We start from the raw sequence: 18,471 nt of genomic DNA on the forward strand, positions 1-18,471 counted from the left end.
AGTGCGACGATTGCATCAGCGCTCCTGTGCGGGATTGCCGAATAATTGCGTGGTCCGCGCGAGGAGGAGCAGCGCGCTCGGCCAGATCATGGTGTTCCAGATGTCGTGGAAATTGGCCCAGAATGCGATTCGGGTGTGATAGACCATGCTGTCGCGCAGATCCCAGGCCTCGCCGATCAGCGCCCCCGCCAGCGCCACTGCCCAGGGCTTCCAGCTGCGGACCGGCCAGCGGAAGATCAGCGCGCTGACGACGAACAGCAGCAGCCCGACATGGACGTGCAGCGCATCCTTGGCGAGGCCGATATGCTGGATCAGCCAGAATTTGCTCGCCTGGAGCGGGCTCATCAGACCCGGGTGGCGAAGGGGGTGAAGTCGGTCCCCTCGTCATAGACGTCGACGCCCTCGCGCCGCTTGAGGAAACCCACCACGGCATAGGTGACCGGCGTCAGGATCGCCTCCCACGCCACCTTGAGCGCCCATTGGGTGAACATCACCTGGATCACCAATTGCGTCGTCCAGCCTTCGGCCCACAGGAAGGCGAGCGGATAGAAGATCAGGCTGTCTATCCCCTGCCCCGCGATCGTCGATCCGATCGTGCGCGCCCAGAGCATCCGCCCGCGGGTCCACAATTTCATGCGCGCGAGCACATAGGAATTGACGAACTCGCCCGCCCAGAAGGCACAGACCGAGGCGAGCACGATCCGCGGCACCTGGCCGAAGATCGTCTCATACGCCGCCTGGTTTCCCCAGCTCGGTGCGGGCGGCAGCGCCACCACCACCCACGACATCAGCGCCATGAACAGCACCGCGACGGTCCCCGCCCAGATCACCCGGCGCGCGCGGGCATAGCCATAGACCTCGGTCAGCACGTCGCCGATGACATAGGAGACGGGAAAGAACAGGATGCCGGCGCCGAACGGCCAGTAATCGTCGTAGAGCGGCAGCCAGATCTGCGAGACCTTGCCCGCCCCCAGCACGTTGGAGAGCAAAAGGATCGTGACGAACGCCGCCATCACGAAGTCGAAATAGCGGAAGTGCCCGCCGGCGATGTCCCGCGCGGCGATCGGCGCCGGCCCCATGTCCCCCTGAGTCATGCCGCGACTATATGGCGGTTCCGCCGCGGCGCAATCCGCGCTAGATGCGCCCCGCGCGCGCCCGTAGCTCAGCTGGATAGAGCACATGCCTTCTAAGCCTGTGGTCGTTGGTTCGAATCCAACCGGGCGCGCCAAATACCCTCAAGACGCTTTGCCAGGCTAAGGCGGACGACGGCTCAGCGCCCTATTTGCGAACTCGGTAGCGGATGTGCGTTGCGTGCGGCGTGTCTACGACGCCGATAATTTCCAGCTCAATCTCCCGAGGCAATATGTCGAACATGCGACGGCCGCGCCCCAATAGCACTGGTATGTGGTGAATTCTCAGCTCATCCAACACTCCAGCCTCAAGCGCTCGCTGTGCAGTGTATCCACCGCGGACCTGCACTTCCCGATCGCCGGCCGCGGCCTTCGCCTGTTCCATCGCCCTGGCGATCCCGTCGTTGACATAGGTAACCAAGGGGTAGCCCCAACGAGCGGCAGGGCTGGGCGGTCGGTGGCTCGGGACGAAAATAGGGGCGCCGTTATGACTACCGCCCCAATGATCCATCAGCTCAGCCGTCCGCCGACCAGCAAGGACGGCACCGGCTTTGCCCATTTCTTCCTCCAGCTCCCGCGCGAGGTCGCCAGTCTTGGCCCAGTCGTGCAGCCGCTCCCCGTCCTCACCCCCGAGATAGTCGTTCTCATCGGCGATATAGCCATCGAGGGACATAGACATGTCGAGTACCGATATGGACATCCTGACACCGCCTCTGAAGCGAAACTTCCAAGGCAACTTTCGCAGTCTTCGTTAGTGTCCGCAACGGGTCGATAGCTGCCATCGACCAGATGCCTGATCAAAAACGACCGGGCGCGCCAATCCTCACCAGCTTGTCGAGAAGCACCGCGTTACGCGACGCGGAAGCTCGCCCCGAACAGCAGCACCTCGGAATCCGGCGGGCTCACCTGCAGCGTGCCTTCGCCTTGGGTCACCAGCGCGTGGGCGAGGAACGCCGCCGCCGCGCGCGGCGTGACCGGCATGTCCTCCTGTCCGCCGGCCAGCGCTCCACGCAGCTCCGAATCGAGCACGATGCGCGGTCCGTCGGCGCGCACCACGATCTCGATCGATCCGTCGACGATCTCGGCGCCGATATCGAGCTGGCCGCCGCGGATCAGCGCGTCGCCGCCGATCAATGCGAGATTGAGCAGCACCTTGATCGCCTGCTTGGGCAGTACCGGGTCCTCGACCATCCAGCCGACATTGACGCGATGGTTCTCGCCGAACAGCCCCTCGATCGCCGCTTGCGCCTCGCGCGTGTCGACGGTCTCGCCGAAGCCGCCCGCCGCGCCGAAGGCGAGACGGAAGAATTTGAGCTTGTTGGCCGATGCCTTCGCACTCTCGCTCAGCAGCTCGAGGCAGCGCGCGCGCATCTCCGGGTCATGCTCGTCGGCGAGCAATTCGAGCCCGTTGTTGAGCGCGCCAACCGGACTGAGCAAATCGTGGCAAAGCCTTGAACATAAAAGGCTCGCGAAATCGGTCGGGCTGATGTTCAAGGAAGTGGCTCCGGTTACCCCAGCGCCTCTTTGGCGCAGCCGCGTTGCCGCTGCAAGCTGCGCCCGTGCACCACGCTAGACGACGCGGCGCCCCGAGAAGAGCTGGATCAGCCCGATGACGAGCGCGACGACCAGCAGAATGTGGATCAGCCCGGCACCGATATGCAGCGTAAAGCCCAGCAGCCAGAGCACGAGAAGGATGACGACGATGGTCCAGAGCATCCGGGAACTCCTTTTTGTTATGATGAGCAAACGTGGCGCGGGAGTGAAACGTTCCACGATGCGTGGCCTCGGCTGGGACCTTCAGACGGGGATCAGCTCCACCGGGGTGAAGCGGTCGTGCAGCGGGGCCCGTTCCTCCGCCCGCCACAGCTTCTCGCCCTCCCGCGCCACGATCAGCCATAGCTTGCCGTCAGGCTGCGCCATCGCCGCGTCGGTGATCGAAGGAGTCGCGTCGCCGCTCGGATGGGAGTGCCAGTAACCGATTATTTTCGGCCCGCCGGCGCGCTCGGCGCGGAGCGCTGCGAACAGCGCGCTAGGCTCGATCTCGAAGCGCCGCTCGGGCTCTTCCGCTACATTTTCAACGGCTTGCCAATCGGTGATCCGATCAGCCGCGCCGAACAGCAATCCGCAGGCCTCGCGCGGGGCGGCGTCCGCGGAAATGCGTTGAATACCGATCAGTACAGATCTTGAAACGCGTATTCCCATCCCCATCTACGTTTACAGAATGGACCGGGGGGTTACTACACTCGAAGCGCGGATTGCAGAGACCGCGAACGGCTGGCGGCTCGACCGTGCGCTCGCCGATGCGATTCCCGCCCTCTCGCGCGAACGCCTCAAGGCGCTGATCTCGAGCGGTGCGGTGACGGGCCCCGATGGCCTTGCTCGCGATCCCGCCAAAAAGGCGCCCGGGGGCGCGGTGTTCCGCATTGCCGTGCCGGATCCGACTCCGGCGCACAACGAAGCGCAGGATATCGCGCTCGACGTGGTGTTCGAGGACGAGCATCTGATCGTGATCGACAAGCCCGCGGGGCTGGTGGTCCATCCTGCCGCGGGCAATCTCGACGGCACGCTGGTCAATGCCCTGCTCCACCACTGCGCGGGGCAGCTTTCGGGGATCGGCGGAGTCGCGCGGCCGGGGATCGTCCACCGGATCGACAAGGACACGTCGGGCCTGATGGTCGCCGCCAAGAGCGATCGCGCACATATCGGACTCGCCGCGCAGTTCAAGGCACACTCGATCGACCGGCGCTATCGGGCAATCGTCGCGGGAAAAGTGTCAACTTCGGCGGGTACAATTTCCACTTTCCTAGGGCGATCGTCCACGAATCGGAAGAAAATGGCAGTCGTCCGCGAAGGTTCCGGAAAGCACGCGGTTACGCATTGGCGTACACTTCGCCAACTTCGCGAAGCAGCCCTGGTCGAATGCCGGCTCGAAACCGGGCGGACGCATCAGGTCCGCGTGCACATGGCTTCGATCGGTCATCCGCTGTTGGGCGATCCGGTCTATGGGAGCACGCGCCCGATCCATCGTGCACTTCTGGCAACCTTGAATTTCCGGCGGCAGGCCTTGCATGCGGCGCATCTCGGGTTCATTCACCCCCTGACAAGCCACGCTTTGGCGTTTGATAGCGAAATGCCTGCGGACATGCAGGAACTGTTCAATAAGCTCATCGTATGATTTTCGTGGCGCAACCCATGTGGTGCTGCGTCCAGTGAAGGGAGATTGATCATGGCAAATGGCAGCAACGTCCCGGCGACGATTCCTGCACTCGGCGGAGAGGCGAGCCTCAACCGCTATCTGTCCGAGATCAAGAAGTTTCCCATCCTGGCGCCCGAGCAGGAATATATGCTCGCCAAACGCTTCCAGGAGCATGGCGACCCAGATGCGGCCGCGCAGCTCGTCACGTCGCACCTGCGACTCGTGGCCAAGATCGCCATGGGCTATCGCGGCTATGGCCTGCCCGTCTCCGAGCTGATCTCGGAGGGCAATATCGGCCTGATGCAGGGCGTGAAGAAGTTCGAGCCCGATCGGGGCTTCCGCCTGGCGACCTACGCCATGTGGTGGATCCGCGCCTCGATCCAGGAATTCATCCTGCGCAGCTGGTCGCTCGTGAAGATGGGCACCACTGCGGCGCAGAAGAAGCTGTTCTTCAACCTGCGCCGGATGAAGGCCAAGCTCGACGCGTTTGAGGATGGCGACCTTTCCCCCGAGCATCTCGCCAAGATCGCCACCGATCTCGGCGTGACCGAGGAAGAGGTCACCTCGATGAACCGCCGCATGGCGATGGGCGGCGATACGTCGCTCAACGTGCCGATGCGCGAGGATGGCGAGAGCCAGTGGCAGGATTGGCTGCAGGATGATGGCCCGCTCCAGGACGAGGCCGTCGCCGAAGCGCAGGAGGCGGATGTCCGCCACGAGATGCTCGTGGACGCGATGGAAGACCTCAACGAGCGCGAGAAGCACATCCTCACCGAACGTCGCCTGACCGACGATCCGAAGACCCTCGAGGAACTCAGCCAAGTCTATGGCGTCTCGCGCGAGCGCGTCCGCCAGATCGAGGTCCGCGCCTTCGAGAAGCTCCAGAAGGCGATGATGCGCCTCGCGGGCGAGAAGCGGCTGCTCGCGGCCTATTGACGACGAAGCGGTTGCGTTGAGCGACCAGCGCCGCCAATCGTGCCCGAATGAGTGACGAACGGCACGACGATCTGACCGGTACACCGGCGCCGCAGGTAACGACGCGCATCGACGCGCCGGAGCCTGCGCTGCCCCGCCCGCGCAAGTCGCTCAAGCGCCGCCTCCTCGGCTGGATCGTCAAGGCGGTGCTGATCTTCTTCCTCGGCTCGCTGCTCTGGGTCACGGCCTTGCGCTTCATCAATCCGCCGATCACCTTCACGATGATCGGCGACGCAGTCTCGGGGCACGGCGTCACCAAAAGCTGGATGAGTCTCGGCCGGATCGACCCCAGCATGGCCCGCGCCGCGATCGCCGCCGAGGATTCGCGATTCTGCCAGCATAACGGCTTCGACTACAAAGCCATCGCCGCAGCGGCCGCGCGCAACGCCATCGGCAAGAAGCGCATCCGTGGCGGCTCGACGATCAGCCAGCAGACCGCGAAGAACGTCTTCCTGTGGCAGGGCGGCGGCTATTTCCGCAAAGGCCTGGAAGCCTATTTCACGCTGCTCATCGAGAATATCTGGGGCAAGCGCCGGATCATGGAAGTCTATCTCAATGTCGCCGAGACCGGGATCGGCACCTACGGGGTCAATGCCGGCGCGATGCGCTATTTCAAGCACGACGCCTCGCAATTGAGCGACCGCGAGGCCGCGCTGATCGCCGCCGTGCTGCCGCTGCCCAAGAAACGCGCCGCGATCGACCCGAGGGGCTTCACGCGGCGCTATGGCAATTCGATCAATCGCCGGATCGGCGTCGTGGCGGGAGACGGGCTCGACTCCTGCCTGCGCTGACTATTCGACCTTCTTGGCGGCATCCTTCGCAGCGCCGCCCACATCCTTCGCCGCACCGCCGACATCCTTCGCGGCGCTGGTGATGGCATCCGTCTTCACATTCTCACGATTGTTCTGGTTGATCAGGTACAGCGCTCCGACCACGACGAGGATCAGCACCGCCAGCCCGATCAGCAGTCCTGCGCCGCTGCCGCGCCGCTCGACCACCGTGGTGCCGCCGGGTGCACTCGCCGTCTCGGTCACGCGTTCCGACGTCGTACCATCGGTACGCTCAACAACTCGATCGACCATGGCTTTCACTCCTCCTCTAGACCTGCCAGCAACCGGCAAGAGGGGAAGATTGTTCCGTTTCGGTCCCGTCTAGAAGGGCAGCTTGAAGCCCGGCGGCAGGGGCAAACCGCTGCTCATCTTGGACATTTCGGCCTGCGATGCCGCGTCGGCCTTGGCGCGCGCGTCGTTGAACGCTGCGGCGACGAGATCCTCCAGCATGCCCTTTTCGGACGGCGCCAGCAGCGATTCGTCGATATCGACGCCGATGATCCGGCCCTTGGCGCTCGCCTTGACCTTGACGAGCCCGCCGCCCGACGCGCCCTCGACTTCGATCGTATCGAGCGTCGCCTGCGCCTTGGTCAGTTCGTTCTGGACGTTCTGCGCCATCGCCATGATGTCTTCGAGGCTCTTCATGCCTGGTTACTCCGTACATTGTTCCAGCCGATCAGCTCGGCTTCGGGAAAGGCTTGCATCGCTGCGGCGACTACGGGCGAGGCCAGCACCGCCGCGCGCTCGGCCGCCTCGCCCGCCGTCTGCTCCTCGCGCAGCGTCGGCGCCGCAGCGTCCTCAACGCACTTCAGGCGCCAATTGACCCCCGTCGTCTCGCGGAGGGCGGCCCCCAATTCGCGAATGAAGTCGTGCGGCAGCTCGCGCGCCGCGCCGAACTCGAATTCGGAGCCGTCGAACCGCACCGGCCGCAGATAGTCGCGCACCTGCTGCGCGAGCTGGAAGCGCTTGCCCATCTCCAGATGCGTGGCCAGCTCGGCAATGCTCGAAGGCATCGCCGGCTCGGCTGGCTTCGCCGACGCGGCTGCAGGCGCAGACGCGCTGACGCTGCCGTTCGCCAGCTGCCGTGCAAGCTCGCCCGGATCGGGCAATTGCGAGGCATGAATCACGCGCAGCAGCGCCATCTCGCACGCTTCGATCGGCAACGCCGCCTTGGCGACTTCATCATGTCCGCGCAGCAGCAATTGCCAGAGCCGATGCAGCGCCGGGAAGGAGAGACCTGCCGCCCAATCCTGCAGCGCCTTCAACTCCTCGGCCGATTGCCCCGCCGTCGCCTCGGTACCTAGCTTGGCGAGGGTCACGCCGTGGACGGTTTCGAGCAAGGTGCGCAGCACTGCCTGCGGATCGACGCCGAGATCATATTGCCCGCGCAGCGCCGCCAGCGCACCCACGGCATCGCCGGCGAGCAGCAATCCGAACATGGTCCGAATTGCGCCGCGGTCCGACAAACCGAGCATCTGGCGCACCGCCTCGGCACGCACCCCGCCGCCTTCGAGGCCGGCATGCGCGATCGCCTGATCGAGGATCGAGAGGCCGTCGCGCGCCGACCCCTCCGCCGCCCGCGCGATCAGCGTCAGCGCATCGGGCTCGGCCTCGACTCCCTCCGCGGCGGACACCCTGGCGAAATGCTCCGCCAGTTTCTCCGCCGGAATCCGCCGCAAATCGAAACGCTGGCACCGCGACAGCACCGTCACCGGCACCTTGTTCACCTCGGTCGTGGCGAACAGGAACTTCACATGCGCCGGCGGCTCCTCGAGCGTCTTGAGCAGGCCGTTGAACGCGGCCTTGGAGAGCATGTGGACTTCGTCGATGATGTAGATCTTGTAGCGCGCCGAGACCGCCGAATAACGCGACGCCTCGATGATCTCGCGGATATCGTCGATGCCCGTATGGCTCGCGGCGTCCATCTCGATCACGTCGATATGCCGCCCCTCGGCGATCGCGCGGCATGGCTCGCACACCCCGCAAGGATCGATCGTCGGCCCGCCCTGCCCGTCCGGCCCGATGCAGTTCAACGCCTTGGCGATCAGCCGCGCAGTCGAGGTCTTGCCGACCCCGCGGACACCGGTGAGCAGGAAGGCGTGCGCCAGCCGATCGCGCCGAATCGCATTGCCGAGCGTGGTGACCATCGCATCCTGCCCGATCAGCTCGGAAAAGGTCTGCGGGCGGTATTTGCGCGCGAGGACGCGATACGCCTCCTGCTTGGGCTGGGGCGGTTCGTCGAGGCCGAGGAAGGAATCAGACATTGCGCGCCAGACTAGCGGGCCGAGGGCTCTGCGTCTTCAAGGAATGGTGGGAGCCGGGACGACCCGACACGAAATCGTTACGGCTGCTTCCTTCCGGATCTGACCGGGTTGGCGACGGCATCGTCCGCCCGACTCCCGCGGCGCATATGGGCAAAGTCCGCGGCTTAGGCAAGTGCGGGAGCGCGCATGCGCGCCCCCGCGCTCTTGCTCAGCGCCAATAACGCACCTTGCGGCAGATGCGGACGCGGTGGCCGTTGCGCCATTTGCGCGTGCAGTTCGTCCGCCAGTAAGCGCGGCGATGCCGGTTGGTGGTGCGGCGCTCGTAGCGGCGTTCGCGCTCCCAGCGGCCGCTCTGCGCAGCGGGTGCGCTGGCGGCAAAGCTGGCGACCGATATGACGCCGGGTGCGGCGGTGGTGGCGGCGGATGCCGTCGGAACCGCCAGAACCGCGGCAGCGGCGGCCGCGATTAGGGTGAGGATTTTCATATGGCTCTCTCCTGACCTCGGGGCGAAAACCCCAAGGCCGTTACAATCCCGAAACGGCGGCGTTGTTCCGCGCGTTGTTCAAGTCTCAGGGCCATTCGGATCGGTGGTGACGACGGACTTGCCGCGACGTTTCGCGAGGACCTCCCCGGCCTTGTCGCCGGTGATGCGCAGCGCCTCCAGTTCGGATTCGCTCGCGGTCTCGATCCCCATCACTTCGTCGCGCGCACCCTTCATCGCATGGATCAGTTCGTCGATCTTGAGATGCAGCGCCGCCTCGTGCCGTTTCTGCTGGTTGAGGACCATCTGGGTGAGCGTGATCGCCAGCACCGACAGCACCAGCGTGAGCACCGCAGTCGCCTTGTCGCCGAGCGGCAACAGGAACCAGGCGAGGCAGAAGAGCACCAGCACGATCTGCGCCGTCGGGTGCCCCGCCACATTCGCGCCGGCATCCGAGATACGGCAGCCGATCACATAAAGGGCCTGGCTGATCGTCCGCTTCGACACGGTGCTGAAACGACCCGGCGCGAGGCCCGTTCCGAAAATTCCAACCTGGATCAGTCAGCGGCCCTGCATGTCGCGATGCTCGGGCGGCATTCGCACGGTCAGCCCGTCGAGCTCGGGCGAAAGCACGATCTGGCAGGCGAGCCGGCTGGTCCGCGCCGCGCCGATCGCGAGGTCGAGCATGTCCTCCTCCTCCTCGCTCGCGCGCGGCAGGCGGGCGAAATCCTCGGGCGCGACGATGACGTGGCAGGTCGAGCACGACATCTGCCCCTCGCACGTGCCCTCCAGCGGCTGGCCGTCATTCTGCGCCACTTCGAGCAGGATCGCACCCGCTTCGGCCTCGACGTCGCGGCTGTCGCCGTCGCTGCTGACGAACCGCACCCGGATCATGCCGCAACCTTCTGCGATCGCGCCGCGGCGATGATGCGGTCGAGCGCCGTCAGCAGTTCCTCCTCGGTGGTATAGCGGCCGAAGCCCAGCCTAATGCTCGATCGCGCCTCGTTATCGGCCAGCCCGATGGCGCGCAACACATGGCTCGGCCGCCCGGACCCGCTGGCACAGGCCGAACCGGCCGAAAAGGCGATGTCGCGCAGATCGGACATCAGCCGTGCGACATCGAGCCCCTTGCGGCGGATGTTGAGATTGCCGTGATAGCGCTCGTCGCGCGAGCCGTTGAGGATCCAGTCGCCATCGAGATGCGCCAGCGCCGCACGGAACAGTTGCTCGGCATGGGCATGGTCCGCCCCGAAACGCTGCTTGGCGAGCCGCGCCGCCGCACCGAAGCCGGCGCACAGAGCGGGCGAGAGCGTGCCCGATCGTCCCGCCGGTTCCTGCCCGCCGCCGTGCAGCAGTGGATCGAGCGTCACGCCGTCACGGATCCACAGCGCACCGACCCCCTTCGGGCCATGGATCTTGTGCGCCGATACGGCAACGAGGTCGCAGCCATCGGGAATCCGCGTGCGGCCATAGCCCTGCACCGCGTCGCACAGGAACAGCGCACCGGCGGCCCTGGCCAGATCGGCCAATTGCTCGACCGGCTGGATCGTCCCGATCTCGTTGTTGACCAGCATCGCCGCGACCAGCCGGGTCCCCGGGCGGATCGCCGCACGCGCCGCGGCGAGATCGACCAGCCCGTCGCTGCCGAGCGGCAGCACAGTGACGTCGCGCCCCTTGCGCGCTTCGGCCTCGACGGTGTCGAGCACTGCGGCATGTTCGCTCGCCAGCGTGACGATGGGGCCTGTCGTGCCCTTGATCGCCCAATTGAGCGCCTCGGTCGCGCCACTGGTGAAGCTCACCGCCCCGCCCACGGGCATCAGCGCGGCGACATCGTCGCGCGCCGCCTCCACTGCCGCCTTGGCTGCGCGGCCGGGGGCGTGGGCGGAGTGGGGATTGGCGTGCTGGCTCTCCAGCCAGGGGAGCATCGCGGCGAGTGCCTCGGGTGCGAGCGGCGTCGTCGCCTGGTAATCGAGATAGATCATGCCGCGCGCGCCCGCTTCTCGTCGGCGATCGTGCGCCAGAGCTCGGCGAAGCGCGCCACTTCGCCCTCGCTGGTGCTCCGCCCGAAACTGACCCGCACGACTTCGCGCAATTCGGGCTCGCTCCAGCCCATCGCCGACAGCACATGGCTCGGCCGCATGCTCCCCGACGAACAGGCACTTCCGGCCGAAACCGAGATCCCGCCCAGATCGAACCGGATGAGCTGCGCCGCGGAGGACACTCCCGGCATGCGATACGCGCCGATCAGGGGGCTGCGGGGGCTCGCCTCGCCCACGACTTCGCCGCCGGCGTCGCGGATCGCCTGCTCCAGTCCGACGCGAAGGCTCGCCATCCGCGCCAGATCCTCGGGCTCGCTCACCGCCGCGGCATAGCCGAGCGCACCGGGCAGATTCTCGGTCCCCGCGCGATAGCCCTTCTCCTGCCCGCCCATCGGCAGCAGCGTCCCGAAATCGCGCACGAGCAGCGCGCCGATCCCCGGCGGCCCGCCGCGCTTGTGCGCCGAGACCGCCACGAGATCGGCATGGCGGAGCACCGCCTCATCCGCGTGCGCCGGCATCTGCGCGGCATCGACCAGCAGAATGCCGCCCGCGCCGCGCACGATCTCCGCGATCGCCGCGATCGGCTGGCGCACCCCGGTCTCGCTGTTCGCCCATTGCACGCAGAGCAACGTCCGCCCGCGTCCCGCCAGCGCTCCCTGCAGCGCCTCCAAATCGAGGATGCCGTTCGCATCCACCGGTAGTACCGTCGCCCCTTCCGAATGCCGCAGCACCGAATCATGCTCGACGGCAGTGATCAGCCGCCGTTCGGCCATCGACCGCGTAAGCGCCATGTGCAGCGATTCGCTCGCTCCGGAGGTCAGCACGAGTTCGTGCGCCCAGCCATAAGCCGCGGCGATCTTCGCCCTCGCGCCCTCCAGCGCCGCCCGTGCGGCGCGCCCCTCGGCATGCGGCGAAGAGGGGTTCGCCCAGCGCGCCATCCCCTCGACAACCGCGGCCACGGCAGCTTCGGTCATCGGTGTCGTCGCGGCGTGATCCAGATAGATACGGTCGGCCAAGTTGGTTCCAATTGCGTGAAGGGCGCCGCTGCCTATATAGCGCGCAACTCCCCGCGCTCCACTGCGCGCACCCAATTCAAGGCAGGCCACATTGCCCGAAGTCATTTTCCCCGGTCCCGAAGGCCGTCTCGAAGGGCGTTTCGCCCCCGCTCCCCGCCCCCGCGCACCGGTCGCGATGATCCTCCATCCGCATCCCAATGCGGGCGGCACTATGAACAACCGCATCGTCCAGGAGCTTTACAAGACCTTCCAGCGCCGCGGCTTCGCGACGCTGCGCTTCAACTTCCGCGGCGTCGGCAAGAGCCAGGGCACGTTCGACAACGGCATCGGCGAGCTGAGCGATGCGGCGAGCGCGCTCGATTGGGTGCAGAGCTTCCACCCCGAAGCCTCGACCACCTGGATCGCCGGCGTCAGCTTCGGCGCATGGATCGGCATGCAGTTGCTGATGCGCCGCCCGGAGATTCGCGGCTTCATCTCGGTCGCGCCGCCGGCGAACATGTACGACTTCAGCTTCCTCGCGCCCTGCCCCTCCTCGGGCATCATCATCCAGGGAGAGGCCGACGAAGTCGCCACGCCGCTCGCGACGCAGAAGCTGGTCGACAAGCTGCGCACGCAGAAGCACATCACGATCCACCACGACACGATCCCCGGCGCGAACCATTTCTTCGAGCACGAGATGGAGCAGCTGATGGGTTCGGTGGACCGCTATCTCGACATGCGGCTCGATCCGAACTCGCCGATCCGCTGAGCTTGCGTCATCCCGGCGAAAGCCGGGATCTCAGGCGGCAGGCGAGCGGCTTGCGGCACGAGATCCCGGCGTTCGCCGGGATGACGAGCTTACAAGCTCCAGATCAGCAAATTCCCCAGCAGCACCAGCGCGCAGATCGCCATCAGCGCGCCCTTCTGCCGGTCGCCACCGCGCCAGGTGCGCACGCCGCCCCAGATCAGCGCGAACATCGCCACCACGGCGATGCTCAGCAGCAAGGGATTGAGTTGGGGATCCATCATCGCACGATCGCCCAGACCAATGCGACGATGACGAGACCGGCCCCGACAAAACCCGCGATCACCTTCGGCTCGCCGCGATAGATCAATCGCAGGAAATACCACAGGAACCAGCCGAGACCGCGCGCCCCGACGCTCAGCACATTGGCGGCGACCGCCCCGAACCGCGTGTCCTTCATCAGTCCCTCGATCCCAGCACCGCCGCATAGGCGTCCGGATCGGCATTGCCGCCCGAGAGTATCACCAGCAATCCCGGCTTCGCATCGACCTTGCCGGCCAGCAGGGCCGCCAGCGCCGCCGCGCCGCCGGGTTCGAGCACCAGCCGCAGTTTCGCCGCCGCCCAGCGTTGTGCGTGCCGGATCTCGGCCTCGCTCACTGCGACGCCCGTCGCGCCCCGCCGGCTGAGCACGTCGAAGGTCAAGGGCGAAACCTCATAGGTCTGCAGCGCATCACACGCCGTCGGCGGCGGATTGTCGTCCACCGGCTCGATCCACCCGGCTTCGAGGCTGCGGCGCATATCGTCCCACCCCTCGGGCTCCACCACCGTGATCTCGGCGTCCGGCAATGCCAGCGCGAGCCCCGCCGCGAACCCGCCCCCGCCGCACGGCACCACCACGTTCGAAGGATCGGGCAGCTTCATCTCGATCATCTGGGTCATTGCCTCGATGCCGGCGCTCCCCTGCCCCTCGATGATCCACGGGTCGTCGAAGCTCGGCACCAGGACCGCGCCGCGTGCATGCGCGAGATGCGCGGCGATCTTCTCGCGGCTTTCGGTGGCGCGGTCGTATTTCACGACCTCGGCGCCCATCGCCAGCGTCGCGTCGAGCTTCACCTTGGGCGCATCGGCCGGCATCACGATCACCGCCGGGATGCCCAACCGCTTCGCCGCCCAGGCGATTCCCTGCGCGTGATTCCCCGACGAGAAGGCGACGACGCCCCGTTCTCGCGCCGCCGTGTCCAATGCGGTCAGCCGATGCCATGCTCCACGAATCTTGAACGCGCCGATCGGCTGCAGCGATTCCGCCTTAAAGCAAACCGGAATGCCGCGAATTTCCGCTGTCAGCAGAGGGGTTTGCGGCAGGATTGCCGCGATCTTCGCTGCAGCGTCACGGACCCCGGCTCGGGTAGGCTGTCGTACAATCGTCACAGTTTAACCCCGCCGTACATTTCCGGATACCGAATCACTTTACATGGGGGGACCTCGTCCCTAAATGCCGCCTTCCGCTGCCCCATGGGACTTCCAACCGCAAGGCAGCTTTTCGTCAATGTTTGCCGCAAGGCATTTGGAGGTCCCTTGAATTGCACAAGCATCTTAGCGCGCTGGGGCTAGCGTCGGCCCAATCGACCGCACTTCGCGGTATCGACATCGCCAGCCAGCGCCCGGTTCAGCCGGTAACGCTGACTCGTCCGCACGCCGCATCGCGTGCCGCCCGCTTCTTCGTCGAGAAGTTCCCGGGCCGCTCGATGTATGCCGTGAAGGCGAACCCGTCTCCGGATCTGCTGCAGATCCTGTGGGATAGCGGTGTCACGCATTACGATGTCGCGTCGATCGCCGAGGTCCGCCTCGTCGCATCGACCCTGCCCGAAGCCACGCTCTGCTTCATGCACCCGGTCAAGGCCGAGGAAGCGATCGAAGAGGCGTATTTCGAGCATGGCGTCCGCGTCTTCAGCCTCGACAGCCTCGAAGAGCTCGACAAGATCGTCACCGCCACCAAGGGCGCCGAGGATCTGACGCTCTGCGTGCGGCTGCGTGTCTCGTCGGATCTGTCCAAGCTCAGCCTCGCATCGAAGTTCGGTGCGCTACCGGGCGAGAGCAAAGACCTGCTGATGGCCACGCGCCAGGTCGCCGATGCGCTGGGCATCTGCTTCCATGTCGGCAGCCAGGCGATGTCGCCCGATGCCTATGCCCAGGCGATGGAGCGCGTTCGCGCCGCGATCGTCGAAGCGGGCGTCACCGTCGACGTCGTCGATGTCGGTGGCGGCTTCCCTTCGTCCTATCCGGGCATGGAACCTCCGCCGCTCGAGCTCTACTTCGAGACGATCCACCGTGCGTTCGAGAGCCTGCCGATTAGCTATTCGGCCGAGCTCTGGGCCGAGCCGGGCCGTGCTTTGTGCGCAGAGTACAGCTCGATCATCGTCCGCGTCGAGAAGCGTCGCGGCGACGAGCTCTACATCAACGACGGCGCGTACGGCGCGTTGTTCGATGCCGCGCATATCGGCTGGCGCTTCCCCGTCCGTCTCCTCCGCGAGCCGGATTCGAACGCCCGCGACGTCGCGTTCAGCTTCTACGGCCCGACCTGCGACGACCTCGATCACATGGCCGGTCCGTTCCCGCTGCCCGCGGACGTCCAGGCCGGCGACTATATCGAGATCGGCATGCTCGGCGCCTATGGCGCGGCGATGCGCACGGCGTTCAACGGCTTCGGATCGGGCGAGACGGTGATCGTCGACGACGAGCCGATGACCTCGCTCTACGCCGAGGTTGAAGAGCCTGCGGTGGCGAACAACGTCGTCAAGCTGTAACCATTTCCCGTCACCCCGGCGCAAGCCGGGGTCTCAGGCCTCAGGCACGAGATCCCGGCGTTCGCCGGGATGACGGCTATTTGGCGGGCTTCGGCTCGCACAACGGGTTTTCCGCGTCCCCTGAATGACGGCGGCCATGCAGAATGGGAGTTCCCATGACCGACACCCTCACCAAGACCGCCGCGGCGAACCCGCCGATCAACGACACCCGCAAGGCGGAACTGCTGTCGAAGCAGGTCAAGCATATCGACATCACCAAGTTCGACGCGCGCCCGATCGTCGACGCGATGGCCGACATGAGCTTCACCAGCCGCGATCTCGGCCGCGCGACCAACATCTACAACCAGATGCTGGCCGACAAGGACTGCACGATCTTCCTCGTCATCGCCGGCTCGACCTCGGCCGGCGGCTGCATGGACCTCTATGCCGAGCTGGTGCGCAACAACATGGTCGACGGCATCGTCGCCACCGGCGCGACGATCGTCGACATGGATTTCTTCGAGGGCCTCGGCCACAAGCATTATCAGGCGCTCGAGATCCCCGACGACGACACGCTGCGCTCGCTCTACATCGACCGCATCTACGACACGTACATCGACGAAACGGACCTCCAGAACGTCGACCACACGATCTTCGAGATCGCCGAGAGCCTCGAGCCCAAGGCCTATTCGAGCCGCGCGTTCATCCGCGAGATGGGCAAGTATCTCGTCGAGCACGGCAAGAAGGACAACAGCCTCGTCAAGCTCGCCTACGAGCATGACGTGCCGATCTTCTGCCCAGCGTTCGTCGACAGCTCGGCCGGCTTCGGCCTCGTCAAGCATCAGGTCGACGCGGCCAAGGCGGGCAAGCCTTACGTGATGATCGACGCAGTCGCCGACTTCCGCGAACTGACCGACATCAAGATCGCAGCGGGCACCACCGGCCTGCTGATGATCGGCGGCGGCGTGCCGAAGAACTTCATCCAGGATACCGTGGTCTGCGCCGAAATCCTCGGCCATGAGGACGTCGCCGTCCATAAGTATGCGGTCCAAATCACGGTCGCCGACGTCCGTGACGGCGCCTGCTCGTCCTCGACGCTGCAGGAAGCCGCAAGCTGGGGCAAGGTCAACACCGGCATCGAGCAAATGGTGTTTGCCGAGGCCGGCTCGGTGATGCCGCTCCTCGCCTCGGACGCATACCATCGCGGCCATTGGAAAGACCGCGCCAAGCGCGGCTGGGCGAAGCTCTTCGCCTGAGGCGACCCACAAGACAACAAGGCGGCCGGGGAGCGATCCCCGGCCGTTTTGTCGTGGGAAACGGCCGGACCGCTCAGCGGCAAGCAGCTATTCCTCCACCGGCGGGTTGATGATAGCCTCCCTTCAAAGGGCGGGCTCAACTCGTCTATCGGGGAGAGTCATGATGCGGGCTCGCGGCGGGAAATTGTTCTGGACTGCGCTGGGGGGCGCGACGCTCATCGCGACCGGCGCCGCGCAAGCACAGACTGCCCCCGCTCCCACCCAGTCCGAAACGAGTGATCAGGACCTGAAGGTGACGGGCCAGCGCCTGCCTGCCGCCGAAGCGCCGCGCTCCTCGACTTGCGAGGTGCTGTCGCGCGATCCGTTCCTGCGCGCTTCGGGAATGGCCAGCCGAGCCTATCTGCCGACCAGGCCCACCCGCAATCCCGACTATAGCGCGCCGCCCATCGTGCCCGCCGGATCGCCGCTGCCCGATCTTTCGAAATCGCGCTTCGGCGTGCGCGATGTCACGGACGGCGATGTGGCGACCACCTTGGGACCCAGCGCACTCGACGATACTGCCGCCGACGGAGGCGCCGCCGCATCCCTCGACCAGAACAGTCTCGCCTCCGCGATCGGAGCATGCCGCGGTGCCTATGCTCGCGGTCTCGGCGACACCGGCGCGAGCGGCGGCAACACCGGCGCCATCGCGGCGAACAGCGGGGTATCGGAAACGGGTGCACCGATGGCCGATCCGGCATGGCGCGTCTCGGCAGCGAACAACCGCCAGATCGAGGCACGATCGTTCATCGCCAGCCGCGACACGTCGCTCCCGATGGGCTTCGCGCTTTTCGATCAGGGCCGCTACGGCGAAGCGCTCGACTGGTTCCGCAAGGCCGCCAGCAAGCTCCAGATGCGCGAAGGCGGCGACGAGGCGGCGTTGTTCGTCGGCAAGATCACGCTCCAGGGGCTCGGCGACAAATCCGATCCGGTCGAAGGCGTCAAATGGCTCAAGAAAGTGGCCACTGCCCCCTTCAACCCGCAGAACGAAACGCCGATGTTCGATCCGCGCCAGCCCGATCGCAACACCGCGGTCGGCGAAGCCGCGGTGATCCTCGCCAATGTCTACAGCACCGGCTTCGGCGCCGTCGGTAAGGACCCGGCCGAGGCCCGCAAATGGTATGATCGCGCCGGCGACGTCGGCCATATCCCCGCGATGAAGCGGCTCGGCGACATCTATTACGAAGGCGTGGACACACCGCGCGACGTGGCCAAGGCGGTCGGCTATTACAAACGGGCCGCGAAGCTCGATCATCCTGGCGCGCAGGTCGCGCTCGCCGATATCCTTTGGGACGGCGAGGACGGCGTGCCGCAGGACCGCAAGGCCGCGCTCGGCTGGTATCAGGCCGCCGCGCGCAACGGTAATGCGGGCGCGCTTTATGCGCTGGCCCGCGCTTATGATCTCGGCGAAGAGGTCAAGGCGGATCCCGAACTGGCAATGGGCTTCTACAAGACCGCCGCGCTGGGCGGAAACGCCGCCGCCAAGGTCGCGATGGGCACCTATTTCTACGAAGGCAAGCTGGTGCCCCGGGATCTCGCCATCGCGCGCAAATGGTTCGAGGCCGGCGCCGCGGGCGACGATCCCGACGGCATGTTCAACCTCGCCGCGATGCTCGCCAAGGGCGAAGGCGGCGACAAGGACGTGGGCAAGGCGCTTGCCCTGCTCCGCCGCGCCGCGCTCCAGGGCCACAAGACCGCCCCCCGCGCCATCGCCGCACTCCAGAAAAAGGCGAACTAG

The 18,471-nt window shown here is 66.0% G+C and carries 24 protein-coding genes, 1 tRNA gene and 1 other RNA gene; 8 read left to right on the forward strand and 18 right to left on the reverse strand.

Annotation, left to right across the window (positions count from 1 at the left end):
* Positions 1 to 15 precede the first annotated feature (15 nt).
* Positions 16 to 345 (reverse strand): hypothetical protein, encoded by a 330-nt coding sequence (locus ASE13_RS09145; protein WP_056613714.1) that lies wholly within the window; start codon positions 343 to 345, stop codon positions 16 to 18.
* Positions 345 to 1,094 (reverse strand): queuosine precursor transporter, encoded by a 750-nt coding sequence (locus ASE13_RS09150; protein WP_162254680.1) that lies wholly within the window; start codon positions 1,092 to 1,094, stop codon positions 345 to 347. Before ASE13_RS09150 ends, ASE13_RS09145 begins: the two co-directional genes overlap by 1 nt.
* Positions 1,095 to 1,151: 57 nt before the next feature.
* Between ASE13_RS09150 and ASE13_RS09155 the strand changes: the two genes are divergently transcribed.
* Positions 1,152 to 1,228, forward strand: a tRNA-Arg gene (locus ASE13_RS09155).
* Positions 1,229 to 1,278: 50 nt separating this feature from the next.
* On the opposite strand, the gene ASE13_RS09160 is transcribed toward ASE13_RS09155, so the two are convergent.
* From ASE13_RS09160 to ASE13_RS09170, 4 genes are all read right to left on the reverse strand, one after another.
* On the reverse strand, positions 1,279 to 1,830 hold the full coding sequence (locus tag ASE13_RS09160; RefSeq protein WP_056613718.1) for a dihydrofolate reductase family protein: 552 nt from the start codon (positions 1,828 to 1,830) through the stop codon (positions 1,279 to 1,281).
* 149 nt (positions 1,831 to 1,979) lie between these two features.
* Complete coding sequence (locus tag ASE13_RS09165) at positions 1,980 to 2,624, reverse strand: histidine phosphotransferase family protein (RefSeq protein WP_056613721.1); 645 nt, start codon at positions 2,622 to 2,624, stop codon at positions 1,980 to 1,982.
* A gap of 75 nt (positions 2,625 to 2,699) precedes the next feature.
* Positions 2,700 to 2,846 (reverse strand): lmo0937 family membrane protein, encoded by a 147-nt coding sequence (locus ASE13_RS19790; RefSeq protein WP_156404796.1) that lies wholly within the window; start codon positions 2,844 to 2,846, stop codon positions 2,700 to 2,702.
* Positions 2,847 to 2,927: 81 nt separating this feature from the next.
* Positions 2,928 to 3,338 carry a M67 family metallopeptidase gene (locus ASE13_RS09170; protein ID WP_321164337.1) on the reverse strand — a complete coding sequence of 137 codons (411 nt, stop codon included), beginning with the start codon at positions 3,336 to 3,338 and terminating at the stop codon, positions 2,928 to 2,930.
* A 13-nt stretch (positions 3,339 to 3,351) separates the two neighbouring features.
* On the opposite strand from ASE13_RS09170, the gene ASE13_RS09175 reads away from it, so the two are divergent.
* From ASE13_RS09175 to mtgA, 3 genes are read left to right on the forward strand one after another with little or no spacing between them, the layout of a single operon-like run.
* Positions 3,352 to 4,305, forward strand: coding sequence for an RluA family pseudouridine synthase (locus ASE13_RS09175; protein ID WP_056613723.1), 954 nt, complete (start codon positions 3,352 to 3,354; stop codon positions 4,303 to 4,305).
* Between the two features lie 51 nt (positions 4,306 to 4,356).
* Positions 4,357 to 5,262, forward strand: coding sequence for an RNA polymerase sigma factor RpoH (gene rpoH, locus ASE13_RS09180; protein WP_056613726.1), 906 nt, complete (start codon positions 4,357 to 4,359; stop codon positions 5,260 to 5,262).
* A 47-nt stretch (positions 5,263 to 5,309) separates the two neighbouring features.
* On the forward strand, positions 5,310 to 6,092 hold the full coding sequence (gene mtgA, locus ASE13_RS09185; protein WP_082596489.1) for a monofunctional biosynthetic peptidoglycan transglycosylase: 783 nt from the start codon (positions 5,310 to 5,312) through the stop codon (positions 6,090 to 6,092).
* On the opposite strand, the gene ASE13_RS09190 is transcribed toward mtgA, so the two are convergent.
* From ASE13_RS09190 to ASE13_RS09225, 9 genes are all read right to left on the reverse strand, one after another.
* A complete protein-coding gene (locus tag ASE13_RS09190) occupies positions 6,093 to 6,383 on the reverse strand; it encodes a hypothetical protein (protein ID WP_056613729.1) in 291 nt (96 codons plus the stop codon).
* Positions 6,384 to 6,452: 69 nt separating this feature from the next.
* Positions 6,453 to 6,776 carry a YbaB/EbfC family nucleoid-associated protein gene (locus tag ASE13_RS09195; RefSeq protein WP_056613735.1) on the reverse strand — a complete coding sequence of 108 codons (324 nt, stop codon included), beginning with the start codon at positions 6,774 to 6,776 and terminating at the stop codon, positions 6,453 to 6,455.
* Complete coding sequence (locus ASE13_RS09200) at positions 6,773 to 8,395, reverse strand: DNA polymerase III subunit gamma/tau (RefSeq protein WP_056613737.1); 1,623 nt, start codon at positions 8,393 to 8,395, stop codon at positions 6,773 to 6,775. Before ASE13_RS09200 ends, ASE13_RS09195 begins: the two co-directional genes overlap by 4 nt.
* 42 nt (positions 8,396 to 8,437) lie before the next feature.
* Positions 8,438 to 8,535, reverse strand: an RNA gene (gene ffs / locus ASE13_RS19405) — signal recognition particle sRNA small type.
* Positions 8,536 to 8,603: 68 nt separating this feature from the next.
* Positions 8,604 to 8,879: a hypothetical protein gene (locus ASE13_RS09205; protein ID WP_056613740.1), complete on the reverse strand. Its 276-nt coding sequence runs from the start codon at positions 8,877 to 8,879 to the stop codon at positions 8,604 to 8,606.
* Between the two features lie 78 nt (positions 8,880 to 8,957).
* A complete protein-coding gene (locus tag ASE13_RS09210; RefSeq protein ID WP_056613743.1) occupies positions 8,958 to 9,383 on the reverse strand; it encodes a low affinity iron permease family protein in 426 nt (141 codons plus the stop codon).
* Between the two features lie 54 nt (positions 9,384 to 9,437).
* Positions 9,438 to 9,770 carry a 2Fe-2S iron-sulfur cluster-binding protein gene (locus tag ASE13_RS09215; RefSeq protein ID WP_056613746.1) on the reverse strand — a complete coding sequence of 111 codons (333 nt, stop codon included), beginning with the start codon at positions 9,768 to 9,770 and terminating at the stop codon, positions 9,438 to 9,440.
* On the reverse strand, positions 9,767 to 10,858 hold the full coding sequence (locus ASE13_RS09220; RefSeq protein WP_056613749.1) for a cysteine desulfurase family protein: 1,092 nt from the start codon (positions 10,856 to 10,858) through the stop codon (positions 9,767 to 9,769). Before ASE13_RS09220 ends, ASE13_RS09215 begins: the two co-directional genes overlap by 4 nt.
* Entirely contained in the window at positions 10,855 to 11,931 is a 1,077-nt protein-coding gene (locus tag ASE13_RS09225) for a cysteine desulfurase family protein (RefSeq protein WP_156404797.1), read from the reverse strand. The genes ASE13_RS09220 and ASE13_RS09225 overlap by 4 nt, the downstream gene beginning before the upstream one ends.
* Before the next feature lie 91 nt (positions 11,932 to 12,022).
* Between ASE13_RS09225 and ASE13_RS09230 the strand changes: the two genes are divergently transcribed.
* Positions 12,023 to 12,679, forward strand: a complete 657-nt coding sequence (locus ASE13_RS09230; protein WP_029728628.1) for an alpha/beta hydrolase — start codon at positions 12,023 to 12,025, stop codon at positions 12,677 to 12,679.
* An 89-nt stretch (positions 12,680 to 12,768) separates the two neighbouring features.
* On the opposite strand, the gene ASE13_RS20020 is transcribed toward ASE13_RS09230, so the two are convergent.
* Genes ASE13_RS20020 through ASE13_RS09240 form a run of 3 tightly spaced genes read right to left on the reverse strand, consistent with a single transcriptional unit; the run spans position 12,769 to position 14,083 of the window.
* On the reverse strand, positions 12,769 to 12,936 hold the full coding sequence (locus ASE13_RS20020; RefSeq protein WP_235536899.1) for a hypothetical protein: 168 nt from the start codon (positions 12,934 to 12,936) through the stop codon (positions 12,769 to 12,771).
* Positions 12,936 to 13,115 carry a hypothetical protein gene (locus ASE13_RS19410; RefSeq protein ID WP_082596495.1) on the reverse strand — a complete coding sequence of 60 codons (180 nt, stop codon included), beginning with the start codon at positions 13,113 to 13,115 and terminating at the stop codon, positions 12,936 to 12,938. The genes ASE13_RS20020 and ASE13_RS19410 overlap by 1 nt, the downstream gene beginning before the upstream one ends.
* Complete coding sequence (locus tag ASE13_RS09240; protein WP_056613753.1) at positions 13,115 to 14,083, reverse strand: threonine/serine dehydratase; 969 nt, start codon at positions 14,081 to 14,083, stop codon at positions 13,115 to 13,117. The genes ASE13_RS19410 and ASE13_RS09240 overlap by 1 nt, the downstream gene beginning before the upstream one ends.
* A 152-nt stretch (positions 14,084 to 14,235) precedes the next feature.
* Between ASE13_RS09240 and ASE13_RS09245 the strand changes: the two genes are divergently transcribed.
* The 3 genes from ASE13_RS09245 to ASE13_RS09255 all read left to right on the forward strand — a co-directional run bounded on the left by ASE13_RS09245 (position 14,236) and on the right by ASE13_RS09255 (position 18,471).
* Positions 14,236 to 15,459, forward strand: a complete 1,224-nt coding sequence (locus ASE13_RS09245) for a type III PLP-dependent enzyme (protein ID WP_056613758.1) — start codon at positions 14,236 to 14,238, stop codon at positions 15,457 to 15,459.
* Positions 15,460 to 15,614: 155 nt separating this feature from the next.
* Positions 15,615 to 16,694 carry a 1,9-bis(guanidino)-5-aza-nonane synthase gene (locus ASE13_RS09250; RefSeq protein WP_056615024.1) on the forward strand — a complete coding sequence of 360 codons (1,080 nt, stop codon included), beginning with the start codon at positions 15,615 to 15,617 and terminating at the stop codon, positions 16,692 to 16,694.
* Between the two features lie 160 nt (positions 16,695 to 16,854).
* Positions 16,855 to 18,471, forward strand: coding sequence for a tetratricopeptide repeat protein (locus ASE13_RS09255; RefSeq protein WP_056613761.1), 1,617 nt, complete (start codon positions 16,855 to 16,857; stop codon positions 18,469 to 18,471).

Source organism: Sphingomonas sp. Root241, assembly GCF_001428865.1.
GTDB lineage: Bacteria > Pseudomonadota > Alphaproteobacteria > Sphingomonadales > Sphingomonadaceae > Sphingomonas.